This is a genomic window from Synechococcus sp. PROS-9-1 (assembly GCF_014279775.1).
GTDB lineage: Bacteria > Cyanobacteriota > Cyanobacteriia > PCC-6307 > Cyanobiaceae > Synechococcus_C.
Window position 1 is genome coordinate 1,967,196 of record NZ_CP047961.1, and the last position, 21,762, is coordinate 1,988,957.

The 21,762-nt window shown below is 53.6% G+C and carries 16 protein-coding genes, 2 tRNA genes and 3 rRNA genes; 9 read left to right on the forward strand and 12 right to left on the reverse strand.

The window, feature by feature from the left end; translation table 11 throughout:
• Window positions 1–47 precede the first annotated feature (47 nt).
• From SynPROS91_RS10500 to SynPROS91_RS10525, 6 genes are all read left to right on the forward strand, one after another.
• Window positions 48–431, forward strand: coding sequence for a hypothetical protein (locus SynPROS91_RS10500; RefSeq protein WP_186516621.1), 384 nt, complete (start codon window positions 48–50; stop codon window positions 429–431).
• 217 nt (window positions 432–648) lie between these two features.
• The gene (gene hrpB, locus SynPROS91_RS10505) at window positions 649–3,207 is read left to right on the forward strand and encodes an ATP-dependent helicase HrpB (protein ID WP_186516623.1); all 2,559 of its coding nucleotides are present in this window, start codon (window positions 649–651) and stop codon (window positions 3,205–3,207) included.
• Window positions 3,208–3,296: 89 nt separating this feature from the next.
• Window positions 3,297–3,440 carry a chlorophyll a/b-binding protein gene (locus SynPROS91_RS10510; RefSeq protein WP_186516632.1) on the forward strand — a complete coding sequence of 48 codons (144 nt, stop codon included), beginning with the start codon at window positions 3,297–3,299 and terminating at the stop codon, window positions 3,438–3,440.
• 279 nt (window positions 3,441–3,719) lie between these two features.
• Complete coding sequence (xseA, locus tag SynPROS91_RS10515; protein ID WP_186516641.1) at window positions 3,720–4,892, forward strand: exodeoxyribonuclease VII large subunit; 1,173 nt, start codon at window positions 3,720–3,722, stop codon at window positions 4,890–4,892.
• Window positions 4,893–4,897: 5 nt separating this feature from the next.
• Window positions 4,898–5,182, forward strand: a complete 285-nt coding sequence (gene xseB / locus SynPROS91_RS10520; protein WP_186516642.1) for an exodeoxyribonuclease VII small subunit — start codon at window positions 4,898–4,900, stop codon at window positions 5,180–5,182.
• Entirely contained in the window at window positions 5,175–5,531 is a 357-nt protein-coding gene (locus tag SynPROS91_RS10525) for a DUF2834 domain-containing protein (protein ID WP_186516644.1), read from the forward strand. Before xseB ends, SynPROS91_RS10525 begins: the two co-directional genes overlap by 8 nt.
• A 5-nt stretch (window positions 5,532–5,536) precedes the next feature.
• On the opposite strand, the gene SynPROS91_RS10530 is transcribed toward SynPROS91_RS10525, so the two are convergent.
• The 11 genes from SynPROS91_RS10530 to SynPROS91_RS10580 form a co-directional block, all read right to left on the reverse strand.
• Window positions 5,537–5,887 carry a hypothetical protein gene (locus SynPROS91_RS10530; RefSeq protein WP_186516646.1) on the reverse strand — a complete coding sequence of 117 codons (351 nt, stop codon included), beginning with the start codon at window positions 5,885–5,887 and terminating at the stop codon, window positions 5,537–5,539.
• 51 nt (window positions 5,888–5,938) lie between these two features.
• A complete protein-coding gene (locus tag SynPROS91_RS10535) occupies window positions 5,939–6,871 on the reverse strand; it encodes a YihY/virulence factor BrkB family protein (RefSeq protein WP_186516648.1) in 933 nt (310 codons plus the stop codon).
• Between the two features lie 98 nt (window positions 6,872–6,969).
• Window positions 6,970–7,086, reverse strand: a 5S ribosomal RNA gene (rrf, locus tag SynPROS91_RS10540).
• Window positions 7,087–7,201: 115 nt separating this feature from the next.
• Window positions 7,202–10,067: ribosomal RNA gene (locus tag SynPROS91_RS10545) — 23S ribosomal RNA — on the reverse strand.
• A gap of 418 nt (window positions 10,068–10,485) precedes the next feature.
• A tRNA-Ala gene (locus SynPROS91_RS10550) sits at window positions 10,486–10,558 on the reverse strand.
• A 9-nt stretch (window positions 10,559–10,567) separates the two neighbouring features.
• A tRNA-Ile gene (locus SynPROS91_RS10555) sits at window positions 10,568–10,641 on the reverse strand.
• 182 nt (window positions 10,642–10,823) lie between these two features.
• Window positions 10,824–12,308: ribosomal RNA gene (locus SynPROS91_RS10560) — 16S ribosomal RNA — on the reverse strand.
• The 16S, 23S and 5S rRNA genes sit together here with 2 tRNA genes alongside, the layout of an rRNA operon.
• Before the next feature lie 604 nt (window positions 12,309–12,912).
• A complete protein-coding gene (locus SynPROS91_RS10565; RefSeq protein ID WP_186516650.1) occupies window positions 12,913–13,713 on the reverse strand; it encodes an inositol monophosphatase family protein in 801 nt (266 codons plus the stop codon).
• Between the two features lie 5 nt (window positions 13,714–13,718).
• Entirely contained in the window at window positions 13,719–15,278 is a 1,560-nt protein-coding gene (locus SynPROS91_RS10570; RefSeq protein ID WP_186519720.1) for a TolC family protein, read from the reverse strand.
• 156 nt (window positions 15,279–15,434) lie between these two features.
• Window positions 15,435–16,832, reverse strand: coding sequence for a TIGR03279 family radical SAM protein (locus SynPROS91_RS10575; protein WP_186519722.1), 1,398 nt, complete (start codon window positions 16,830–16,832; stop codon window positions 15,435–15,437).
• 21 nt (window positions 16,833–16,853) lie between these two features.
• Window positions 16,854–17,705, reverse strand: coding sequence for an undecaprenyl-diphosphate phosphatase (locus SynPROS91_RS10580; protein ID WP_186516652.1), 852 nt, complete (start codon window positions 17,703–17,705; stop codon window positions 16,854–16,856).
• A gap of 230 nt (window positions 17,706–17,935) precedes the next feature.
• Here SynPROS91_RS10580 and SynPROS91_RS10585 point away from each other — a divergent pair, with 230 nt between their 5' ends.
• From SynPROS91_RS10585 to nadB, 3 genes are all read left to right on the forward strand, one after another.
• Window positions 17,936–18,574 (forward strand): DUF3120 domain-containing protein, encoded by a 639-nt coding sequence (locus SynPROS91_RS10585; protein ID WP_186516653.1) that lies wholly within the window; start codon window positions 17,936–17,938, stop codon window positions 18,572–18,574.
• A 112-nt stretch (window positions 18,575–18,686) separates the two neighbouring features.
• Window positions 18,687–19,064 carry a photosystem II complex extrinsic protein PsbU gene (gene psbU, locus SynPROS91_RS10590; RefSeq protein WP_186516656.1) on the forward strand — a complete coding sequence of 126 codons (378 nt, stop codon included), beginning with the start codon at window positions 18,687–18,689 and terminating at the stop codon, window positions 19,062–19,064.
• 48 nt (window positions 19,065–19,112) lie between these two features.
• Complete coding sequence (nadB, locus tag SynPROS91_RS10595) at window positions 19,113–20,792, forward strand: L-aspartate oxidase (RefSeq protein ID WP_186516658.1); 1,680 nt, start codon at window positions 19,113–19,115, stop codon at window positions 20,790–20,792.
• A 16-nt stretch (window positions 20,793–20,808) separates the two neighbouring features.
• Here the strand turns inward: nadB and SynPROS91_RS10600 are convergent, their stop codons facing one another.
• Window positions 20,809–21,750: a vitamin K epoxide reductase family protein gene (locus SynPROS91_RS10600; protein ID WP_186516659.1), complete on the reverse strand. Its 942-nt coding sequence runs from the start codon at window positions 21,748–21,750 to the stop codon at window positions 20,809–20,811.
• Between the last annotated feature and the right edge of the window lie 12 nt (window positions 21,751–21,762).

Genomic DNA, 21,762 nt, shown 5'->3' on the forward strand with positions numbered 1-21,762 from the left:
TGGCAACTGCTTGAGTTGCACGATTGACTCGTAGAGGGGACTCCTAGGTGGACCAACGAACACGGATTGTGGCGGCGGTAATCAAATCCGTGAAACTGCCCCCCCGCTTCCGCTTAAGGCTGTTGAAAGAAGATCCTGTTCGGCTTGAGCTCAGCCTGACTCCTGCCTACGGGAAAGACCCCATTCAGGTGGGGCTGGTCGAATCGTTGGATTTAGTGGCGCGTCGAGATCGGGAAGGCCGCATTCCACGAGACCTACAAGGCACCTGGGACTGGACCGTACGTCATGGAGATGTCAGCACAGGCGGCTGGAACCCCTATCTCAAGGAAGCGCTGCAAACAATCTTCGAAACAGGGCTCCCCGCCATTGTTTACGAGGAGCTCACGGGGGAGGAATACCACCCGGTTGACGGCGCACGTCACATTCGCTGACACCTGATTCAGAGAAGTTGTAAAGCACTGCAACCAGGGAGTGAGAATCCTCCCTGAGCTCAGCTAAAAATGAATCAAATCCGGCCTTAAGGATTTCTTCATGGCCTCCATTCCTGTTCGCTTTGGTCCACTGGTGCGCCTCTTGGCAGCCTTCGGAGCCCTCAGCAGCATTCTGCTCGTTGGGATGATCAACTTTTTCAGCTAAGGGCGAGAGGCATTGGGCGAATACCCGATTGATCCCTTACTGCCAAGGCTGCGAGCCAGCCTTGTTCCAGGTGCCACGGTCTTACTGCAGTCACCGCCGGGTGCCGGTAAAACAACCCGGGTGCCCTTGGCACTTCTTGGAGAAATTGCAGGGACCGAGCCTCTGCCAGGTCGCTCCCTGATGCTTGAGCCCAGGCGACTTGCCGCAAGGGCTGCCGCAACCAGGCTCGCGGTCAGCCTGAACGAACCGCTTGGGGAGCGCGTTGGCTACTCCGTGAGGCACGAGCAAAAGCGCTCCTCTCGCACGCGGATCGAAGCGATGACGGACGGGCTCTTCCTCCGTCGACTCCAAAACGATCCAGAGCTCACAGGGATTAACTGCGTGATCTTTGATGAATTCCATGAGCGCAGTCGAAACAGTGAATTAGCGCTTGCCTTGGTTCGGGAAGCGCAGGAACTACTCAGGCCAGACCTTTGCCTGCTGCTGATGTCGGCCACGCTGGATCTCACCAACCTGCGCGCCCAATTGCCTCATGCGCAGGTCCTCACGAGCGAAGGGAAGGCCTTCCCTGTTGAGACGCAACACCTTTCTCCCCGGCCAAATGAACCTCTCGAGGGGCGCGTTTTACGAGCAATTGAGCAGGAGCTGGACCACCTGCTATCCGCAGAAGAAAGTCGCGATCATCCGCCAACCGTCTTGGTTTTTTTGCCTGGATTACGGGAGATCGAACGTTGCCGGCAACGTTTACTCAAGTCAGGGCTGCTGAGCCAATGGGAGGTCATCTCTCTGCATGGAAGGCAATCCCTCGCTGAGCAGGGGCGAGCCCTGAAGCCTTGCACCCACGAGAAGGACGGACGCGTGATTTTGGCAACCTCCATCGCCGAAAGTTCCCTCACCCTGGATGGTGTTCGCCTTGTGATCGATTGCGGACTCACTCGGCACACCCAATTTGATCCTGGAACCGGAATGGAGGGACTGATCACCGTGCCGGCAAGTCAGGCCAGTGCTGATCAGCGGCGAGGCCGTGCTGGACGCCAAAACACCGGTCGTTGCATCAGGCTTTGGTCTCCTGCCGAACAGCAACGAAGGCCTGCCCACGACATTCCAGAGTTGCAGCGAGCTGACCCTCAACCCACCGTTCTTGATCTCGCACTCTGGGGTGCTGGCTTAGGCGAATCCTTGCCTTGGCTCGAGCCCCCTCCGAGGGCCGCACTTCAGGAAGGCCGCCGGCAATTGCTTGAGCTAGGAGCACTGAATTCAGAGGGACATCCCACGGACACCGGGCAGAAATTGGCGCGGTTTGGCGCCCATCCGCGACTGGGATTGCTCCTTCTACAAGCTCGTGCCTTAGGGCGACCACAAGTAGGAGCCGATCTCGCCTCCATCCTCAATGAGCGCGATCTTTTAAGCCAGAACAACCACGGCAGTGACCTTTGGGCTCGCATGCTCTTGCTCCGCGACCACCGGAGCTCAGCGCGAATTCCAGGGGATCGGGCAGCAGCCGATCGCCTCAGAACAGTCCTCGATCAGAGCCGTCGATGGCTCCAACAACTAGGTCAATTCGAACAGGATCAAGAGCCCCAAGGCATTGAGGCCACAGACGAGCAACTCGCAGCGGAGCTGATTGCGACAGCTTTTCCAGAATGGGTTGCAGTGGCCCGTCCAGGACAACGCGGACAATTTCTGCTGCGCCAAGGCCGCGGTGCGGCTATACAGGTCAGCGATCCGCTTGATGGAGCTGAGGCACTTGCGATTGCACAGCTTGACCTCGGTGACACGAGAGCCAAGATCCGACTGGCACTACCCCTGACACACCAATGGGTTAGAGACTTTGCAGATCAGAACGGTCACTGGCAAGAGCGTGTGCTTTGGGACGAGCAAACCAAGCGGGTCAGAGCTGAACGGGTCTTGCAGCTTGGTGCTCTGGAACTCGAGCGGCAGCCACAACAACAGGCGTCTTGCGAACAAAGCCGGGACGTCTTGGTCAAGCAACTCAGCAAAGACGGACTGTCGGCACTCCCCTGGAGCCAGCGCACGGAGCAGCTTCGCAGTCGTCTCGCTCTAGCCCACCATCAGCTAGGAGACCCGTGGCCGCTTCGCACTCTCCAACACCTGGAAAAGCATCCCAACAGCTGGATTGGAGACACTTTGATGGGTTGCCGAGGCTGGGAGGACGTCAAGGAAGAGCACCTGATGGAAGCCCTTTGGGGTGATCTCGCCTGGTCGAACCGGCAGCAACTCGATCTGCTCTTGCCAACGCAGATCAAAATCCCATCAGGGCGCAAGGCAGCACTGGATTATCAGAATGACGACATTGTGCTGTCGGTCAAGCTGCAAGAAATGTTTGGCTGCCTCGAGGGACCTGCTGTTTTAAAAGGCCAAATCCACGTGACCATTGAATTGTTATCTCCAGCAGGACGCCCGCTCCAACGCACCCGCGACCTCGCTGGGTTTTGGCATGGCAGCTACCAACAAGTGAGAAAGGAGATGCGCGGTCGCTACCCGAAGCATCCATGGCCAGAGGATCCGGCCATGGCCGAACCCACTGCCAAAAGGAAGGCCCGAGCCTGAACCGCTTCACCGATCCCCTTAAACGTATCCAAAGCAACAGTCAAGAGATCGCTACGGTTTGTTACGATGCAATGGTCTTGGAGTTTCACATGTCTGACAACACATCACGCTTCGGCTTCGTAAATTTCGCAGAAACCTGGAATGGCCGTCTCGCCATGCTCGGTTTCGTGATTGGTTTGGGCACAGAGCTTTTGACCGGTCAAGGCATCCTGACCCAGGTCGGCCTCGGTTGATTCACTGAAGGCTGGGGCTAACTCCCAGCGATTAGTCCCGCCAGCCATCTGGTGGGACTTTTTTTATGGGAACCACCCGCTAGGCCAAACTGGATAGATTCGCGTCGTTAGCAATGCTTCCCTTCTTTGCTAGCTCTCGCCGTGAAGGAGCCAGGCTGCTGAGCAGCATGCTGGTATTCCTCGCTATCGGCTTGACACAGGTTCACCAGACGTGGGGACTCACCCTGAGCATCGTCTCAGGAATCGTCTGCATTTATTGGGGCTTGGCATACCAACGTCTTGAGCGCTGAATCCCTTCCCACCTACTCAGTCCGCGAACTCAACAACGCGATCGGGGTCTTATTGGAACGGGGGTTTGCACCTCGGTTTGTGATCCAAGCAACAGCCTCTAGACCTCAAGTCAAAAAGGGGCATCTTTGGCTCACCTTGAGCGATGGAGAGGCGAGCATCACTGCTGTGGCCTGGGCCTCGAAATTAAAACAATTGGACTTTGTCCCTGCCGACGGTGACGGAGTCACCGTGATTGGCAAGCTCAATTTCTGGTCAGCACGCGCGAGCCTTGCCGTGCAGGTGCTCGATATCAGGCCCAGCCTGACCACCGTGTTGAGACGGTTTGAAACGGTCAAAGCACAATTGCTTGAGGAAGGCGTCATTGATCCAAGCCGGCGACGAAAGTTACCGGCCTACCCCAAACGGCTGGCCGTACTCACAAGCGTTCCAAGCTCAGCACTCGCAGACATGCTGCGTACAGCACAAGAGCGCTGGCCTTTAAGCGAGCTCCTTGTGGTGCCGATCCCCGTACAAGGGGAGGTAGCGCCGATCATTTGCGGAGTTCTTAGTCGCCTTGCGGAACACCATGAGCAGCTCGGATTGGATGCAATCGTGATCGCCCGAGGGGGAGGGAGCCGAGAAGATTTGATGGTGTTTGATGATGGGGACGTTTGCCGAAAGTTGGCCAACTTCCCACTTCCAGTCGTGACTGGACTCGGGCATGAAGATGATCTCACCGTTGCTGATCTCGTGGCAGACCATCGAGCTGCAACGCCGACAGCAGCGATGGTCACTCTGATGCCGAGCAAAGAGTCAGCACAACAAACAATGATTCAAAGGCGCACACGCCTTAGCGAATACAAACGCTGGCGACTTGAGCAAGCCAGTTCAAAACTGAAAGAGCGACATCTCCTCCTCCATGCACTTCGGCCTGCTGTGGCGCTGCAACGTCGTCGAGATCAGTGGCAACAGCGGCAACAATTGTTGCGTGCTCTTTCACCCCAACGATGGCTCAATCGGGGCTTTGCGATGCTCCACACAACGAACGGCCAACCCCTGCAAAGCATTGATGACATCAGCCTCAATGAACAGCTGCAAATCCGGCTCAAGGATGGTGTGATTCAGGCCGTCACCAAAACCATTCAAGCGAATGAAACATCTGACTCACAAGCATCTGCATAACTGATATGCCACGCAAAAAACCCGAACTATCAAAGACATCCGAACAAGACACTTGGAGAGAAGATGCATCGCAGCTCAGCTATGAAGAGGCCTTACAAGCTCTCGATGTACTGCTAAGCCAATTGCAGGACGATTCCGTCCCATTAGCGGATCTACAGAGAAATCATGCTCGTGCGTCGATCTACCTCGATCGCTGTGACTTACTTCTCAACCAAGTAGAGCAATCAGTACGGCAACTCGATCCGAATACAATGGAAGAGCGAAATCTTGACACAAGCAACAATGAATAAATCTCTCCCCTGGATTTACCTCTTGCTTGCCATCCTTGGTGCCATCCTCCCTTGGCAAGCCAATCTCGAATTCATGCAAATGAATCCTGGTGGTGGATTTAATCTCCAAACCTTTATCCAAGATGCCAATATCAATGCAGCCTCCCGCTCTTTAAACAGAGATCTTTTAATTGCTGCAACAGCATTCAGCATCTGGATCGTTAGCGAAGGAAGAAAGCTTCAGATCAAGGGTTGGTGGATCGCTTTAATCGTGAGCTTCAGCATTTCCTTCGCTTGCGGAGGCCCACTCTTTCTCTATTTGCGAGAACGCAAATTAATTGCGGTCAATTCAGAACAAGAAACAAATTAAAAAGGCTAAGAATCGACGTCCTCAGCCTTGATATCAATGGTGACGTCACTCGCTGGCAGAGAGTCATCAACAGCTTTCGTGGTTGAGCCTCCAGATTTTTTTGGCGGAAGAGGAGATCCGCAGGCAGGACATTGGGCGTCGGTTGTCATGGTGCTTAAGCCACAGGCTTCACACGTTCTTACCCTGAACTGCAACACCTTCCAACCAATCCAACCCAAACCGCCGAGGACAACAGGTAACGCAAGCAGTGTGACGAGGAGTCCGCCTGCCAAATCCAGCAAGACTCGGCCTGCGGCTGTGGGCAGCAGCAACAGCCCTAACAGAAGCAACCAAAGGAGTGGAGGGAAACGCCCCATCAATCAACACTCCAAACGAACGGTGCTTTCATAATCGCTGCTTTTTTGGGTTCAGACATGGCTGGATTTGTTCGGATCCCTGCCATATCTGGCAGATTCTTTCGCTAGCTCAACACTCCAACATTGACCGAAATAAATCACTACACCCACCATCCAAACCCACAAGGTGAGAACGAGAACACTCCCAATCACTCCGTAAGCCTGGAAACGAGACCCCAGAGAGAGGATGCTTCGACTAACAGCAAGATTAAGAACAGTAAGAGCAAAGCCAATCAATAACGAACCTGGTATTAACGGTTTAAACGGAACTCGGCGACTTGGCAGCAAAAATTGAAGGGATAGAGCTGTAACCGAAAACCCAAAGAATGGAACCATCAACCGGCCAAATTGCAAGACAGGAATATAAGAAAGAAATCCACCCAGCCAAGGGATTGCCTGCGATAAATCGTTTAAAGCGTCAGCAGGAATCATGCGCAAATTGGCACTGAGTTGATCAAGAACAACCAAGAGTCCTATCAAGATCACCACAAAAAAAGCTTCGAGCCTGATCCGAATAAACTGAACAGCTTGACGCTTGAACGGCAGGTCTCGTTGCTGTGGAGCAATGACGCCATCCCAAAGCCGTTCCGATCCACGTTGCAACGTCAGATAAACATTCCCCGCAGTGAGTAACAACACACCAGCTCCTAACAATCCAGCCCCAAATCCCTGACGAACTAACTGCATCAGCGTATTTTGCACAATCACTACCGCCGATGGTGGCAAGATGCCGCTTGCATAGGCAATAATCTTGCTCTCCAGTGCATCTTGCCGACCAAGAAACCACGAGGCAATTGACAACGAAATCAGAAGGATAGGGAAGATCGACTGCAGCGTGTAATACGCAAAAGCAGCACTCAAATCCACGCAATCGCACTTCGCCCAACGCAAACAGGCGCGCCAAAGACTACGAATCAAGCGTCTCAGCAACCTCTGTCTAACCATCTCAGGTGCTGGCACCAATCAAAACCAAACTAACAAGAAAAAGATCACAAAAAAAGCCACCCCTTCAAGGGATGGCTTTCTTCGTTTGGAATGTTTTTACCTGGCATCGAGCTATTTTCTCAGGGGGCTACCCCCCAAATATCGTCGCCGCTGCTGCGTTTCACAACCGAGTTCGAGATGGATCGGAGTGGTTCCACAGCGCTATGGACACCAGGATAGAAAAATTCCCAAGGTTTGACCCCTGAGAACTGCATAGCTACATCACCTCAACTTTCGTCTTGATGATGCAATCTGGATTGAATAAAGTCTTTTAAAGGCAAGAACCAAGTGTTGGTCAAGCCCTCGGTCTATTAGTACTCCTCCGCTGCATCCATTACTGGACTTCGACGTAGAGCCTATCAACGGGTGTTCTTCCCGTGACCTTACTGGGTTACCCCATGGGAATACTCATCTTGAGGTGGGCTTCCCACTTAGATGCTTTCAGCGGTTATCCACTCCGCACATGGCTACCCAGCGTTTACCGTTGGCACGATAACTGGTACACCAGAGGTGCGTTCCTCCCGGTCCTCTCGTACTAGGGAGAAATCCTCTCAATATTCCTACGCATACACCGGATATGGACCGAACTGTCTCACGACGTTCTGAACCCAGCTCGCGTACCGCTTTAATGGGCGAACAGCCCAACCCTTGGGACCGACTTCAGCCCCAGGTTGCGATGAGCCGACATCGAGGTGCCAAACCTCCCCGTCGATGTGAACTCTTGGGGGAGATCAGCCTGTTATCCCTAGAGTAACTTTTATCCGTTGAGCGACGGCCCTTCCACTCAGAACCGTCGGATCACTAAAGCCGACTTTCGTCCCTGTTCGACTTGTAGGTCTCACAGTCAAGCTTCCTTCTGCTTTTGCACTCGTCGGCTGATTTCCAACCAGCCTGAGGAAACCTTTGCGCGCCTCCGTTACCTTTTAGGAGGCGACCGCCCCAGTCAAACTGCCCACCTGATACTGTCCGCTCCCCGGATAACGGGTGAACGTTAGAACCCTAGCTCTGAAAGAGTGGTATCTCACCATTGACTCCCTAGTACCCACGAGCACTAGATCAACGTCTCCCACCTATCCTGCGCATTCAGAGCCCGGGCACAATACCAAGCTACAGTAAAGCTTCATAGGGTCTTTCTGTCCGGGTGTATGTAGTCCGCATCTTCACAGACAATTCTATTTCGCCGAGCCTCTCTCCGAGACAGCGCCCTGATCGTTACGCCTTTCGTGCGGGTCGGAACTTACCCGACAAGGAATTTCGCTACCTTAGGACCGTTATAGTTACGGCCGCCGTTCACCGGGGCTTCAGTCGCCAGCTTCGCTTACGCTGACCGGCTTCCTTAACCTTCCGGCACTGGGCAGGCGTCAGCCCCCATACATCGTCTTGCGACTTAGCGGAGACCTGTGTTTTTGGTAAACAGTCGCCAGGGCCTCTTCACTGCGACCACATTGCTGTGGCACCCCTTCTCCCGAAGTTACGGGGCCATTTTGCCGAGTTCCTTAGAGAGAGTTACCTCGCGCACCTCGGTATTCTCTACCACCCCACCTGTGTCGGTTTCGGGTACTGGCAGTTATGCCTTAACGGGTATAGAGCTTTTCTTGGAAGCATGACATCACCAACTTCGCTGCCGTAGCAGCTCGTACTCACGCCTCAGCTCGGATCGTTTTCGCCGATCCTCAACGCCTCGAACGCTTGAACCAGTAACCAACATCTGGCTTGGCTAGCCTTCTCCGTCCCTCTTCCCAAAACATAACCGGTACAGGAATGTTGACCTGTTATCCATCGACTACGCCTTTCGGCCTCGCCTTAGGTCCAGACTAACCCTCCGCGGACGAGCCTGCCGGAGGAACCCTTAGGGTTTCGGTGCATGGGATTCTCACCCATGTTTTCGCTACTCAAGCCGACATTCTCACTTCTATGCAGTCCACGCCCGCTCACGCTAACGCTTCGCCCCACATAGAACGCTCCCCTACCATAAATCCGCAGCTTCGGTACAACACTTAGCCCCATTCATTTTCGGCGCAGGATCGCTCGACCAGTGAGCTATTACGCACTCCTTTGAGGATGGCTGCTTCTAGGCAAACCTCCTGGTTGTCTGGGCAATCCCACCTCCTTTATCACTTAGTGTTGATTTGGGGACCTTAGCTGGCGGTCTGGGCTGTTTCCCTCTCGACCATGGAGCTTATCCCCCACAGTCTGACTGCCTCGCTACACACAGGGTATTCAGAGTTCATCTCGATTTGGTACCGCTCTCGCAGCCCGCACCGAAATGGTGGCTTTACCCCCCTGCTGGAGCACGAGACGCTACGCCTCAACGTATTTCGGGGAGAACCAGCTAGCTCCGGGTTCGATTGGCATTTCACCCCTAACCACAGCTCATCGGCTGACTTTTCAACGTCAGTCCGTTCGGACCTCCACTTGGTATCACCCAAGCTTCATCCTGGCCATGGTTAGATCACCCGGGTTCGGGTCTATAAATACTGACAAACGCCCTATTCAGACTCGCTTTCGCTATGGCTCCACCATTTCCGGTTTAACCCGCCAGTACCTATAAGTCGCCGGCTCATTCTTCAACAGGCACACGGTCACCCTATTAGTAGGGCTCCCATTGCTTGTAGGCTCACGGTTTCATGTTCTATTTCACTCCCCTCCCGGGGTTCTTTTCACCTTTCCCTCGCGGTACTGTTTCGCTATCGGTCACACAGGAGTACTTAGCCTTACGAGGTGGTCCTCGCTGATTCACACGGAATTCCACGTGCTCCGTGCTACTCGGGATACAGCTAGGTCAGTTCAGTTTTCGTGTACGGGGCTTTCACCTTCTGTGGCGTGTCTTTCAAACACTTCCACTAACATTCCTGATCCACATTGCTGTCCCACAACCCCAATGGTCGAAACCATTGGTTTAGGCTCTTCCCCGTTCGCTCGCCGCTACTTAGGGAGTCGTTTTTACTTTCCTTTCCTCCAGCTACTAAGATGTTTCAGTTCGCTGGGTTGGCTCGCGCCAGCCTATAGATTCAGCTGGCCGTTCTAAGGGTTGCCCCATTCGGAAATTCCCGGATCAAAGCGTGTTTCCAGCTCCCCGAGACTTATCGCAGGTAACCACGTCCTTCATCGCCTCTGTGTGCCAAGGTATCCGCCGTGAGCCCTTTGTAGCTTGACCAATGTATCTCCAACACGCTTGCTGTCGTTGAAACAGATTCTTCTAACTTCTACAAGTAGAAATTAAAATCAAACTCTCAAATGCTCGACACATTTGAAAGAACATGCTGGAGTCTCGGCTCTTGCTTTAGAATTAACACCATCCCATCGTGAATTAACACTCAAGAATGATGCATCCATAAAGATGCTTTATTCTTTCCAGACTTACTATGCAGTTGTCAAGGTTCGGCCAGACATCAAAACAATGCATTGATCTCTCAATACATTGCATCGAGCCCAGCATCCTATCAATCAAATCATGGAATAATTTCCACGCCTTAAAATGACAAGAAGCTAGGGTCATCTAGCGGACACATCTAAATCACAATCCATACGAGTTCATACTCCAGGTTTTGGAGATGGGGATTCTTTGCAGTCAGTGGAGGTTAGGAGACTCGAACTCCTGACATCCTGCTTGCAAAGCAGGCGCTCTACCAACTGAGCTAAACCCCCTACACCGAATGGGCCATCCTGGACTTGAACCAGGGACCTCACCCTTATCAGGGGTGCGCTCTAACCACCTGAGCTAATGGCCCAGGAGTCTCATCCCTAATGGGTTGTGAACTAGACAAAGTTTAGGAACTAAAAATCTCCACTAAGCAGAAATCCATTGCTGGAACTCTTAGCTTCAAAGTTGAGGTACCGATCGACCTAAGGTGACAGGATTTCGGCCTAAGAATAAATAACTCAGACATCAAAATCGTTGTTTGTCTCCCTGTTAGGAGGTGATCCAGCCGCACCTTCCGGTACGGCTACCTTGTTACGACTTCACCCCAGTCATCAGCCCCACCTTCGACGTCCTCCTCCACAAGGGTTGGAGTAACGGCTTCGGGCGTGGCCAACTTCCATGGTGTGACGGGCGGTGTGTACAAGGCCCGGGAACGTATTCACCGCAGTATGCTGACCTGCGATTACTAGCGATTCCTCCTTCACGTAGGCGAGTTGCAGCCTACGATCTGAACTGAGCCACGGTTTATGGGATTTGCTTGTCCTCGCGAACTTGCTGCCCTTTGTCCGTAGCATTGTAGTACGTGTGTAGCCCAGGATGTAAGGGGCATGATGACTTGACGTCATCCACACCTTCCTCCGGTTTATCACCGGCGGTCTCTCTAGAGTGCCCAACTAAATGCTGGCAACTAAAGACGTGGGTTGCGCTCGTTGCGGGACTTAACCCAACATCTCACGACACGAGCTGACGACAGCCATGCACCACCTGTCACTGCGCTCCCGAAGGCACTCTCAAGTTTCCAAGAGATTCGCAGGATGTCAAACCCTGGTAAGGTTCTTCGCGTTGCATCGAATTAAACCACATACTCCACCGCTTGTGCGGGCCCCCGTCAATTCCTTTGAGTTTCACACTTGCGTGCGTACTCCCCAGGCGGAACACTTAACGCGTTGGCTACGACACCGGAGGGGTCGATTCCCCCGACACCTAGTGTTCATCGTTTACGGCCAGGACTACAGGGGTATCTAATCCCTTTCGCTCCCCTGGCTTTCGTCCATGAGCGTCAGTGATGGCCCAGCAGAGCGCCTTCGCCACTGGTGTTCTTCCCGATATCTACGCATTTCACCGCTACACCGGGAATTCCCTCTGCCCCTACCACACTCGAGCCCAACAGTTTCCACTGCCATGATGGAGTTAAGCTCCACTTTTTAACAGCAGACTTGTTGGGCCGCCTGCGGACGCTTTACGCCCAATAATTCCGGATAACGCTTGCCACTCCCGTATTACCGCGGCTGCTGGCACGGAATTAGCCGTGGCTTATTCATCAAGTACCGTCAGATCTTCTTCCTTGATAAAAGAGGTTTACAGCCCAGAGGCCTTCATCCCTCACGCGGCGTTGCTCCGTCAGGCTTTCGCCCATTGCGGAAAATTCCCCACTGCTGCCTCCCGTAGGAGTCTGGGCCGTGTCTCAGTCCCAGTGTGGCTGATCATCCTCTCAGACCAGCTACTGATCGATGCCTTGGTGAGCTCTTACCTCACCAACTAGCTAATCAGACGCGGGCTCATCCTCAGGCGAAATTCATTTCACCTCTCGGCATATGGGGTATTAGCGGCCGTTTCCAACCGTTATCCCCCTCCTGAGGGCAGATTCCCACGCGTTACTCACCCGTCCGCCACTAACCCGAAGGTTCGTTCGACTTGCATGTGTTAAGCACGCCGCCAGCGTTCATCCTGAGCCAGGATCAAACTCTCCGTTGTAGATCAATCCCTTTTGGTTCTCACCTCAGATTGACTTGCTTCACCCACTTCACAGCACTGGCGTACTGCTCGCAGTTGTCGCCCCCTTCCTCTGACAGAAGGATTCACAAGAGTGCAAATTTAGAATCTCTTCCTCCTTTGACTTTCCAGGATCTCAGATCCGGTCGTTGCTCCACATTGCGCACACCGACAACTCAACGGTTCGTGAAAACCTTCAAGTTGTAAGCACAATGCTTCTCTGCAACTAAAATTTTGTTGACGGGACCTCACACCTTTATCGCAATATCATTTAGTCCTCATTAAAACCTTCCGGCCTTAACTCAAACTAAACGCGATAAAAGCGTCAGTTCCTAAACTTTTCAATTGTCCAGGTTCTGGCTTTGCGTCCCCTTTCAGAGACGGTCGGCCTGCGGTCTCGCGACCGCCTTTGAAACTTACAACATCGTGGGATTGCTCCCTCAACCTCGTAAGAACCCTCAGTGCACTCCAAGCTTTCGCTCTTTACGCCCTAAGACTGCGCGTCGGAGCATTGCTCCCCTGCGCAGTCCAAAACCATAACCCAATAACCTCCCCTTTTGCAAGCTTTTCTTGAGATAGAACGAGCTCAACCCTTCAGCAGAGACTCCCCCCAAGGCGCCAAGCGTTCGAGCTGCTTCTGAGAGCCAGCAGCCACCACAGGAAAGCCCATCTCTGAAAGATCACGACCTGGCTGTAAATGAGCCGGGTGAGGGCCCAGCCAGATCAGTGGGCAGTCCAATTCAGTGAGCACGAGCCAAGCTGCGGCCAAGTCCCAAATTTTCGGAGTGGCCTCGAGTGCACCGGCTGTTTGCCCCATCGCCACACTGACCAAATTGAGGCTTGCAACTCCCAAGAGACGAATTTTTCCAGGAAAAGACTGGTCGGGCCTTTTCTGCAGAACACGAATGGATCGACTGCATAGCGATACGCAAGAGCTTCCAGCAGCAGCCCGGCTCTCAGGGGTCAAACGTTTTTGATTCCGCCAAGCCCCTTGTCCTCGAATCGCAACGATCCTCTGACGCAAGGAAGGGATGTCGAGGAACGCCTCCGATGGCTCACCATTCACGAATCTCGCGATTGAAATGGCCCAGTAGGGAATTCCAGCAGCAAAATTGGTGGTGCCATCCAATGGATCCACAACCCAGTACGCCTGGGTCGACGGACACTCTTGAATTCCCTCCTCGCTAAGCACCCCCTCGCCAGGGGCAATCTCGGCTAGTCCCTCAACAAAGGCAGCATCGCTCCACCGATCGCAGGCTGTGATCAGGCTTCCATCAGGTTTGACATCGGACACGATGTGGCCAAAATCATTGCGCTGACGTTCAGCAACATGATCCAGCAAGCGATGCACTCGCTGCAGCTGTCGAGCAGTAAGCGGATCAGGCACCCTGATCAGCCCTGAACGAAAGGAACTGCAGCTTCACAAGCAGGACGATTGGGATGTGGATCTATAGGGATATCAATATCTGACTGATTTGACTTTGTAGAAGGCAAATTAAGGGCTGGGCATGGCGCGACTTGATCAAGCCCCGTACGCCTTCTCAATTCAGCAAGGCTGATGTTGTATTTGGTAATTGCATCTGCATAGCGAACCTCTGCTGTAGTCAGGTCACGCTGCGTGTTAACAACCTCTCTCTGGGTCGTAACTCCCGCTTGAAAGCGAAGACGTGCTAAGCGGAGAGATTCAAGCGTTGATAAAACCTCTATAGAAGTGGTGTGGATGTTTTGAGTAGATTCGAGAAGATTGAAAAAACTATCTTCAACTTCACGACGAATACTATCTCTCTCGGACGCGAAATTAAATGCACCTTGCTTTGCTCGCTGCTTGTTTTGACGGTACTGAGCACGAGCACGGCCTCCATCAAAAATGGCCCAAGTAGCACTTAAACCGACGGTGTTGCTGACATTCCAAAAGTAATCATCCATGTCGATGGTACCGATTTGATTGGATTGCCCCTGACTCTTGCTCGTATTGAAATCATTAAAAATGCTCAGTACTGGCTGGACCGCGGCAAGGGCCGCATTCGCATTGCTGTTGTTGATCGAAATATCAAGAATGAACTGATCAAGTTCTTCACGAAAGGCATAGGCAGCGATGATACTTTCTTGAAGTGAAGGCTGCCAAACCCCCAAAACACGTGCAGGTGAAGCAGCCGTGGGAGTGACATCTTGTGGGAGATCAAGAACTTCAGCCAAAGATCTGCGGGCACGGGATTGAGCGCCTAAACCATTGGTCAGGACTTGGCGATCTCTCGAAAGCTGAGTTTGAGCCTCTAGCACTTCCAGCTTTGTTGCGACTCCAGCTTGAAAACGAGCACGGGCATCGCGGAGACTGACCAACGAAGCACGAACAGACTGTTGTCCAATGCGCACCTGCTCATCTTGACGTTGGAGCTGGAAGTAACTGGTTGCCGCTTGAAGCCTCACTTCCCTTAAAGCGATCAGATAAGTATCGCTTGCCTTCTCGAAGTTATCCCGAGCAGCTGAAATTTGGGGGACGCGCGAAGGATCAATCAGATTCCAACGAACTTGAGCCGAAAAATTGGCAGACCATTGTGTTGTGGAGGTATTGGGCGAGGAAGCGAAGTCAGGATTTTGATATTTCTCACCATCTAAATACTGAGGCAACCCATTCGCTGTGAGATTAACTGTGGGATACCAGGCCGAAATCGCAGCAAGAACTCCTGATTTGGCCTGTTCAACCTGACTAGCTGCCGCCTTAAGGCTGGGATTGTTGACTTCAACTAAGCGCTCTACCTCTTGAAGCGTTAAGGGGCGAAGTTCGCGGATCGTGACTTGAGAGGGGAGCTCAGGCAAGGCAAGGCTGTCCGGTGAATTCAGCGCATCCAAATCCTCAGGAAGCCTTGTTGCCGCGGACGGCATGACGGATGGATCAGCCTTCGGACGTGATCCTTTGAGGTCGAGTGCACTTGGAAGCTTCGACTGGTCCATCAGTGACGACTCAGCCAGTGACGGTTCAGAGGAGGGGGACTCACCATCAACAACCTGAGCAAGGGCAGTCGAAGCTGCAAACACTGGAAGACAACCTGCGACCAGAAAAATATGAGCAGCTGTCCGGAGCACGTTAAAAATTGAACTTTGCGGAGCTTAAGTGCTTTTTTCAATAGAACCGAGTGCAGAGGCCACGATCTCAGCTGCTCCATGCACGATTCGGATCGGAACCGGCAAAGTTGCCCTTAAGTGATCCAAGGTCATGTCGTCCAAAAACACCGGATCGCCTTGGCGGAGCATCACGGAAGGCAGCAAAAGTTGATCACCAAGGTCTTGATCCATCAAGCCACTAAGCAGATCTTGTCCGGTTAGCAAGCCCGTAACAACTTGATCTTGCCCCCAGTAAGGACTTGTCAGGCCATGCAAGGTCAGCTCAACTCCCTCCACCGCATTAAGCCTCTTCAGTACAGGTTTCAGGGCGGTTTCAACCAAACGTCCAACCACCCAGCTGCTCTTCACTGGTTTCTCAACAGACTGGGGAAGATTGGTGGTGGCTTCATCCAATGCAGCCAGGAACGCCCGGATACTGCCAACCCCATTTTCCTGCTGAGGAAAGTCTTCGTAGCTCGCGCGCGAAGGCAACGACAAGCCAGCAATCAGGTACCACTCATCTGAGAGCCAAGCAAAATTGCTCTCAAATCTGGTCTGAAACTCCTTCTGAAGAGGTTCCACCGCGGCAATCACTTTTTTGGCATCCGCTGGATTGACCGCACGTAAGCCATCAGATGCTGGCCGGAACCGGGTCAGGCCAACAGGAACAACTGCGACAGAGAGCACTGCTGGCCACTCACCGCCAGCAAATTGAGCCAAATCCTGAAGGGTGCGCTGCAAAGCCTCTCCATCATTTTGATCTGGGCATATCACCACCTGCGCGTGGATCTGCAGGTCGCGTTCGGCGAACCAGGCCAGTTGCTGCAAGAGCTGACCGGCTCGTGGATTCTGCAAAAGGCTCGAGCGCAGATCGGGATCAGTGGCATGAACAGAAACGAATAAGGGCGAAAGACGCTGTTGTTCGATCCTGTGCCAATCGGAATCACTGAGATTCGTAAGCGTGAGATAGGAGCCGTAAAGAAAACTCAAGCGATAGTCGTCGTCCTTGAGATACAGGCTGCTGCGATGGCCGGGTGGTTGCTGATCGATGAAGCAGAACGCACAGGCATTGCTGCACTGCCGCAATCCATCGAACAAGGCTTCTGTGAAGGCCAAGCCAAGGCCGTCGTCCTCATCCTTTTCAAGATCAACCTGATGTAGCTCCCCTGCTGCATCGCGAATCTCTAAGTGCAACTCCTCCTCAACGATCAAATAGCGGTAATCGATCAGATCTCGGGGACGAACACCATTAATGCTCAACAACTGATCGCCAGGCTCAAAGCCAAGGTCCTCTCCGATCGATCCAGGCTCGACCGATGCCACCACAGCCGGTGCGGGCTGGCGGGACCCACGATCTGGATCAAGCGCCGCAACAGCCACGCCAGCAGAAGGTTCATTCCACACGGAGCTGACGGTCAACTGCGCTCAGTTTGATGCCGAACCAGACCACCAGACCAGAAGAAGCACACCAAAGAGCAACCTGTACACCACAAAAATCCAGGTGCTGTGGCTTTGGAGATATTTGATGAGCCAGTCGATGGCCAGCCAGGACACCACTGCGGCGGAACAGATTCCTACCAAAACAGGCAAGACCCCTCCCGCGCTTGGCTCTGAGAAGGCGTCCTTCAATTCCACCAATCCTGCGATCGTGATGGCAGGAATCCCTAACAAAAACGAGAAGCGAGCGGCATCGGCCCGCTTCCATCCATCAAACAGTGATGCCGTCAGCGTGCTTCCGGAACGAGAAACACCTGGGATCAAGGCTAGGACCTGAGCTAGACCCACCACCAGACCATCGCGGCCTTCCACCTGAGTGAGTTGCTTCAATCGCGGCCCTAGCCGTTCAGCAAAACCCAAGAGAAGCGCCATCACAATCGAGACCACAGCAATGGCCGGGACACTTCTTAATTGGGAGGTTGAGTAGCCAGGCCAAAACAACTTGATGCACAAACCGGCAATCAAAATGGGCACGGTGCCGATCGCCATCGCAATCCCAAGCCGCGCCTCAGGCTCACGCCATTGACCGCGCCGGAACACACCGCTGATGCCTTTGAGCACTCCAGTCAAATCAACACGGAAATAGGCAATGACAGCCACGATGCTGCCTAGTTGAATCACGGCGGTTACCGAGACGCCAGGGTCGCCCCATCCGGCAAGAACAGGAACAACTTTGAGGTGGGCAGTGCTGCTAATCGGCAAAAACTCCGTTAGCCCCTGCACTACACCAAGCACAAAATCACGCCAGCAAGCTTCAAGCAGTCCGGGATCTGTCGTCAAAGCGCTCTTTTAAATGAGGGCAATACGACTATGAGCCACTGGGCTTGTGATCCAGATCCCAACAATGGCTTCAAATCTTCTAATCTTCGAGTCCTTTCGTTGCCTCATCCGGGGAAGCCCTTTTGCTGAGTGGTCTGATTCAGACGCCAACAACGGAGACGAAGACCCTGGTGTCATACCAGGGTCCAGCGTTTTCGTTTCCTCGCTCGCTGTCCTTATGGGCATCGGCGATGGTTGTTCTGCCAGTCTTTCTTCAGGCGCCCTGGGTACGCTTTCACCCCTTTAGTTCTTGTCTGTTCACAGCAGTTCTCCTGACAGGAGGGATCGTGGCTGTACAGATTGGCAATACTTTTTGGAAAAAATCCGGATCCCTGCTGGTGGGATTCAGTGGGAGTTGGCTAGCGGGCACCCTGTTTTGGGGGTGGCTGCGCATGCATCCGATGTTGCATTTACCCGTGGAGGCCATTGCCCTACCACTAGCCATTGGCGGCCTAAACAGTCGCTGGAAGCTGAGCTGTTCCTTTTACCTAGCTTCACTGCTGGGCACAGCAATCACTGATATCACAATGGCTCTGACCGGGGTGATGTCGTTTTGGCCAGAGGTTGTGAAAGCCAACTCAAACGAAGCGTCCCATCTTCTCAACGAGGCGGCAAAACTGGTTTTGCAACCGACTCCTCTCTTGATCCTGTTTTCAGTAGCAGGGCTGGTCATCTTGTTGGCAAAGCAATTTTGGGCGCAAGCAGCAAGACCTTCAGAGCATCAAGAAGCTTGGCGGGTTGCAGCGGCTGTCCTCTCCACCACCCTCTTGATTGATGCTTTGTTTCTGCTGATTTCCCTAACAGTCCCAAGCCTGAGCGGTCTGATCTGAAACGAACTGCGAACGCCTGACAGTGCTGAGGCAGCAAAAGGGTTCTGCACTTGTAAGGTTTCCCTACCGGCACTGCCGGAAGTGCAGTTCCGATTCCCGACGGAGAGTTCAGATGAAGCGCCTGTTGTCCTGGCTAACGGGCTTGGTAGTGATCGGTGGCCTATTGATAGGCCTACTCGTTCCCCCCAGTGTTTCTGCCGCTGAGATCAGAAATGTCGCAGACGACAAACTCGCCGAACGCGGCGACAAAGTTGACTTAAACAATTCCTCTGTGCGTCGCTTTCAGCAATTCCCTGGGATGTATCCCACCTTCGCTGGAAAGATTGTTGTCGGAGGTCCCTACGAGAACGTCGACGACGTTCTGGACCTCGACCTTTCAGAACGTCAGAAAGAATTGTTCGAGAAATACCGCGACAATTTCGTGGTCACAGCTCCATCGATTGCTCTCAACGAGGGCTTCGATCGCGTCAACGACGGTCAATATCGTTGACTTTGAACCAAGCTTGAACCGCCAGAAACACTGGTGGTTTTTGCTCCCATGAGCAGCCACGAAACCTCTATCGATCCGATTGCACCTGGACCCTGGGATGTGATCGTGATTGGCGCCGGTGCTGCCGGACTGATGACATGCTTGGAACTTCCCACGGGTCTGCGGGTCCTGCTCCTCAATCGAAACACGAGCAGGCGATCGTCTAGTCGCTGGGCTCAAGGAGGGATCGCAGCGGTCACCCGTTCCAACGACAACGCTGGAAGCCACGGCGAAGACACAGTGCGCGCAGGAGCTGGACTGTGTGATGGCGATGCCGTGCGCCTTCTGGTTGATGAAGCCCAGCAAAGCGTGCTCAGACTTCAAGAGCTCGGCATGGAGTTTGATCGCAACCCGGATGGGTCACTCGCGACCACCCTCGAGGCGGCACATAGTCATCGAAGGGTTCTCCACGTGCAGGACCGCACAGGCAAAGCCTTGGTGGATGTCTTGAGAGACCGCGTGGATGCTCGTCCTGGTTTGCAACATCGCCGTGGCGTACGGGTGACCCAGCTGTGGGTACAAAACAATCGCTGCTGTGGCGTCCAGGTCCTCGAAGGCCCTCGCCTTCACTGGATTCCTGCCCGTGCAGTGGTGCTAGCCACCGGAGGTGGAGGTCACCTCTACACCAACACCACCAACCCAGCACAAGCCTGCGGCGAAGGTGTTGCGCTGGCCTGGCAAGCCGGAGCTGCAATCGAAGATCTGGAATTCATTCAGTTCCATCCCACAGCCCTCAAGCTTGAGCATGCACCTTGCTTCTTGATCTCTGAAGCCGTCCGCGGTGAGGGGGCTCTCCTCGTCGACGCCTTGGGGCAAAGCCCCGTCCATGAACTCGGTGGAAAAGACTTAGCCCCGAGAGATCAAGTCAGTCGCGCTCTGGTTCGTCGCATGCAGGCCCAGGGGGTCGCTCATATGGGGCTGGACCTCACCCCAATCAACACTGAGACCTTGCTCCGGCGCTTTCCCACCATCCTGGAACGCTGCCACAACTTTGGGATCAACCCAGAGCAACAGCCGATTCCAGTGGCTCCAGCAGCCCACTATTGGATGGGAGGTGTCGCCACCGACTTGAAAGCTGCTACCAGTCTTCCTGGCCTTTACGCCGTTGGTGAAGTGGCCTGCACCGGTCTGCATGGAGCCAATCGACTCGCCAGCAACTCATTGATGGAATGCCTTGTGTTTGCAAGGCAACTGCGTGACATCGACCTTGGCAATCCACTCCCGAAAACAACCACAAAAGAACGACAAACAGAAGCAACATCAGACAACGATCACGATCATGGAGCGTTCAGCAAACAAGCACTCACCCAATCCATCGAGTGGCTGAGATCAGAATGCTGGCGGGTCGCGGGCGTTGATCGCTCAGCCCATGGCATGCAAGATGTATTGAAAACACTGCGGAAAGCCACGCCAATCCTCGAAGCGATGACTCCTCTCAAGCTGATGCAGGAACAACATCCTGAGCGGAGCACCCTTCTCGATGAAAGCAGGCGCGTGGAGCTGAACCTGATGTTGGATCTGCTTCATCGCCAGCAATCGAGTTCTTTGCTTTTGGACGCTTGTTTATTTCGGACAGAAAGCAGGGGCGGACATTTTCGTAATGACACCCCAGCTCCCATGCCTCAATGGTGCCGCCATAGCCGCCAAGTCAAAGGCCAAGCCATCGGGACGAGAGCCGTAACCTCTTAATACGTGGATCCTGTGTTCAAAAGTCCTTGGGCCCCTGATATCCAGAAAGACGAGCAAGATCAGGAAGTTTTTTCACCCCAGAATCGAGCTCGCCGTTGATCTCCCAAGTAGGGAATCCCTCAATGCCCTTGCGCTGACAGAGCTTGGCGTCGTTGTTTTGACCTGTTGGAGCGCACTCAACAACCTTGAGGGTTTTGGCAGCCTCCTTCCCGAACATCTCCTTCTGTTCATGGCAATGAGGGCACCAATAGGCGCTATACATCACTGCTCCTGAAGCCGTGAGGTGCTCGGCAAGAGAAGTTTTGGCTGGATTGCTCTCCGTCAGAACTGGTGGAGGTGCACCTGGGCCTGTCGCTACGGCATCCGGACGTGAAGGGTCAAGAACCGAAGCCCAAATCAGGCCACCAAGCAACACTGCCAGAGCGAGAAGGAAACCGCGAAACAGTAGTTGAGAGGGTTCGTCCCATCCACCTCCGACCAACGACAACACCAACAAAGTGAGGGAGAGCAGAGCAGAAAGAACGCAGAAAAAACAGAAGGCCTGGATCTTGATCACCATCAGACCCACGAGCACCAGGCTGAACACAGCCATAACAAGTGAGACAGTGAATAAGCCCCACCAGGTGCGACGCGACAAGTCAGCTTTGTTCTCTGACAACCCTGGAAGCAAGGGCACAACCGCCATGACCAGAACCGCGAGATAGGCGATTAAGCCGGCAAAAGAGAGGGGAATACTGAACCCATCCCCCTGAAACAAAGTGCCCCACGGACTATTCAGGACCTTGTCACAACCACCAGCGCCCATCGGGCAGGTGAGATCCCCCAGCACTCCCCAAAACTTCAGAGTGATCGAGCCCGTATCGATGATGCCGACCGTGGCCAGAACGGCGATGACAATCCGAACCCATTTCGAACCTTGGTCCTGCCGGCGTCGGCTAGTGAGACGCTGAGTTGCCATTAAGGCTGATCA

Excerpts from the sequence above, each read along its gene's own strand:
- SynPROS91_RS10510 (WP_186516632.1), top strand. The coding sequence starts at position 3,297 with ATGTCTGACAACACATCACGCTTCGGCTTCGTAAATTTCGCAGAAACC.
- xseB (WP_186516642.1), top strand. The coding sequence starts at position 4,898 with ATGCCACGCAAAAAACCCGAACTATCAAAGACATCCGAACAAGACACT.
- SynPROS91_RS10525 (WP_186516644.1), top strand. The coding sequence starts at position 5,175 with ATGAATAAATCTCTCCCCTGGATTTACCTCTTGCTTGCCATCCTTGGT.
- SynPROS91_RS10530 (WP_186516646.1), bottom strand. The coding sequence starts at position 5,887 with ATGGGGCGTTTCCCTCCACTCCTTTGGTTGCTTCTGTTAGGGCTGTTG.
- SynPROS91_RS10535 (WP_186516648.1), bottom strand. The coding sequence starts at position 6,871 with ATGGTTAGACAGAGGTTGCTGAGACGCTTGATTCGTAGTCTTTGGCGC.
- SynPROS91_RS10570 (WP_186519720.1), bottom strand. The coding sequence starts at position 15,278 with ATGGACCAGTCGAAGCTTCCAAGTGCACTCGACCTCAAAGGATCACGT.
- SynPROS91_RS10585 (WP_186516653.1), top strand. The coding sequence starts at position 17,936 with ATGGTTGTTCTGCCAGTCTTTCTTCAGGCGCCCTGGGTACGCTTTCAC.
- psbU (WP_186516656.1), top strand. The coding sequence starts at position 18,687 with ATGAAGCGCCTGTTGTCCTGGCTAACGGGCTTGGTAGTGATCGGTGGC.
- nadB (WP_186516658.1), top strand. The coding sequence starts at position 19,113 with ATGAGCAGCCACGAAACCTCTATCGATCCGATTGCACCTGGACCCTGG.
- SynPROS91_RS10600 (WP_186516659.1), bottom strand. The coding sequence starts at position 21,750 with ATGGCAACTCAGCGTCTCACTAGCCGACGCCGGCAGGACCAAGGTTCG.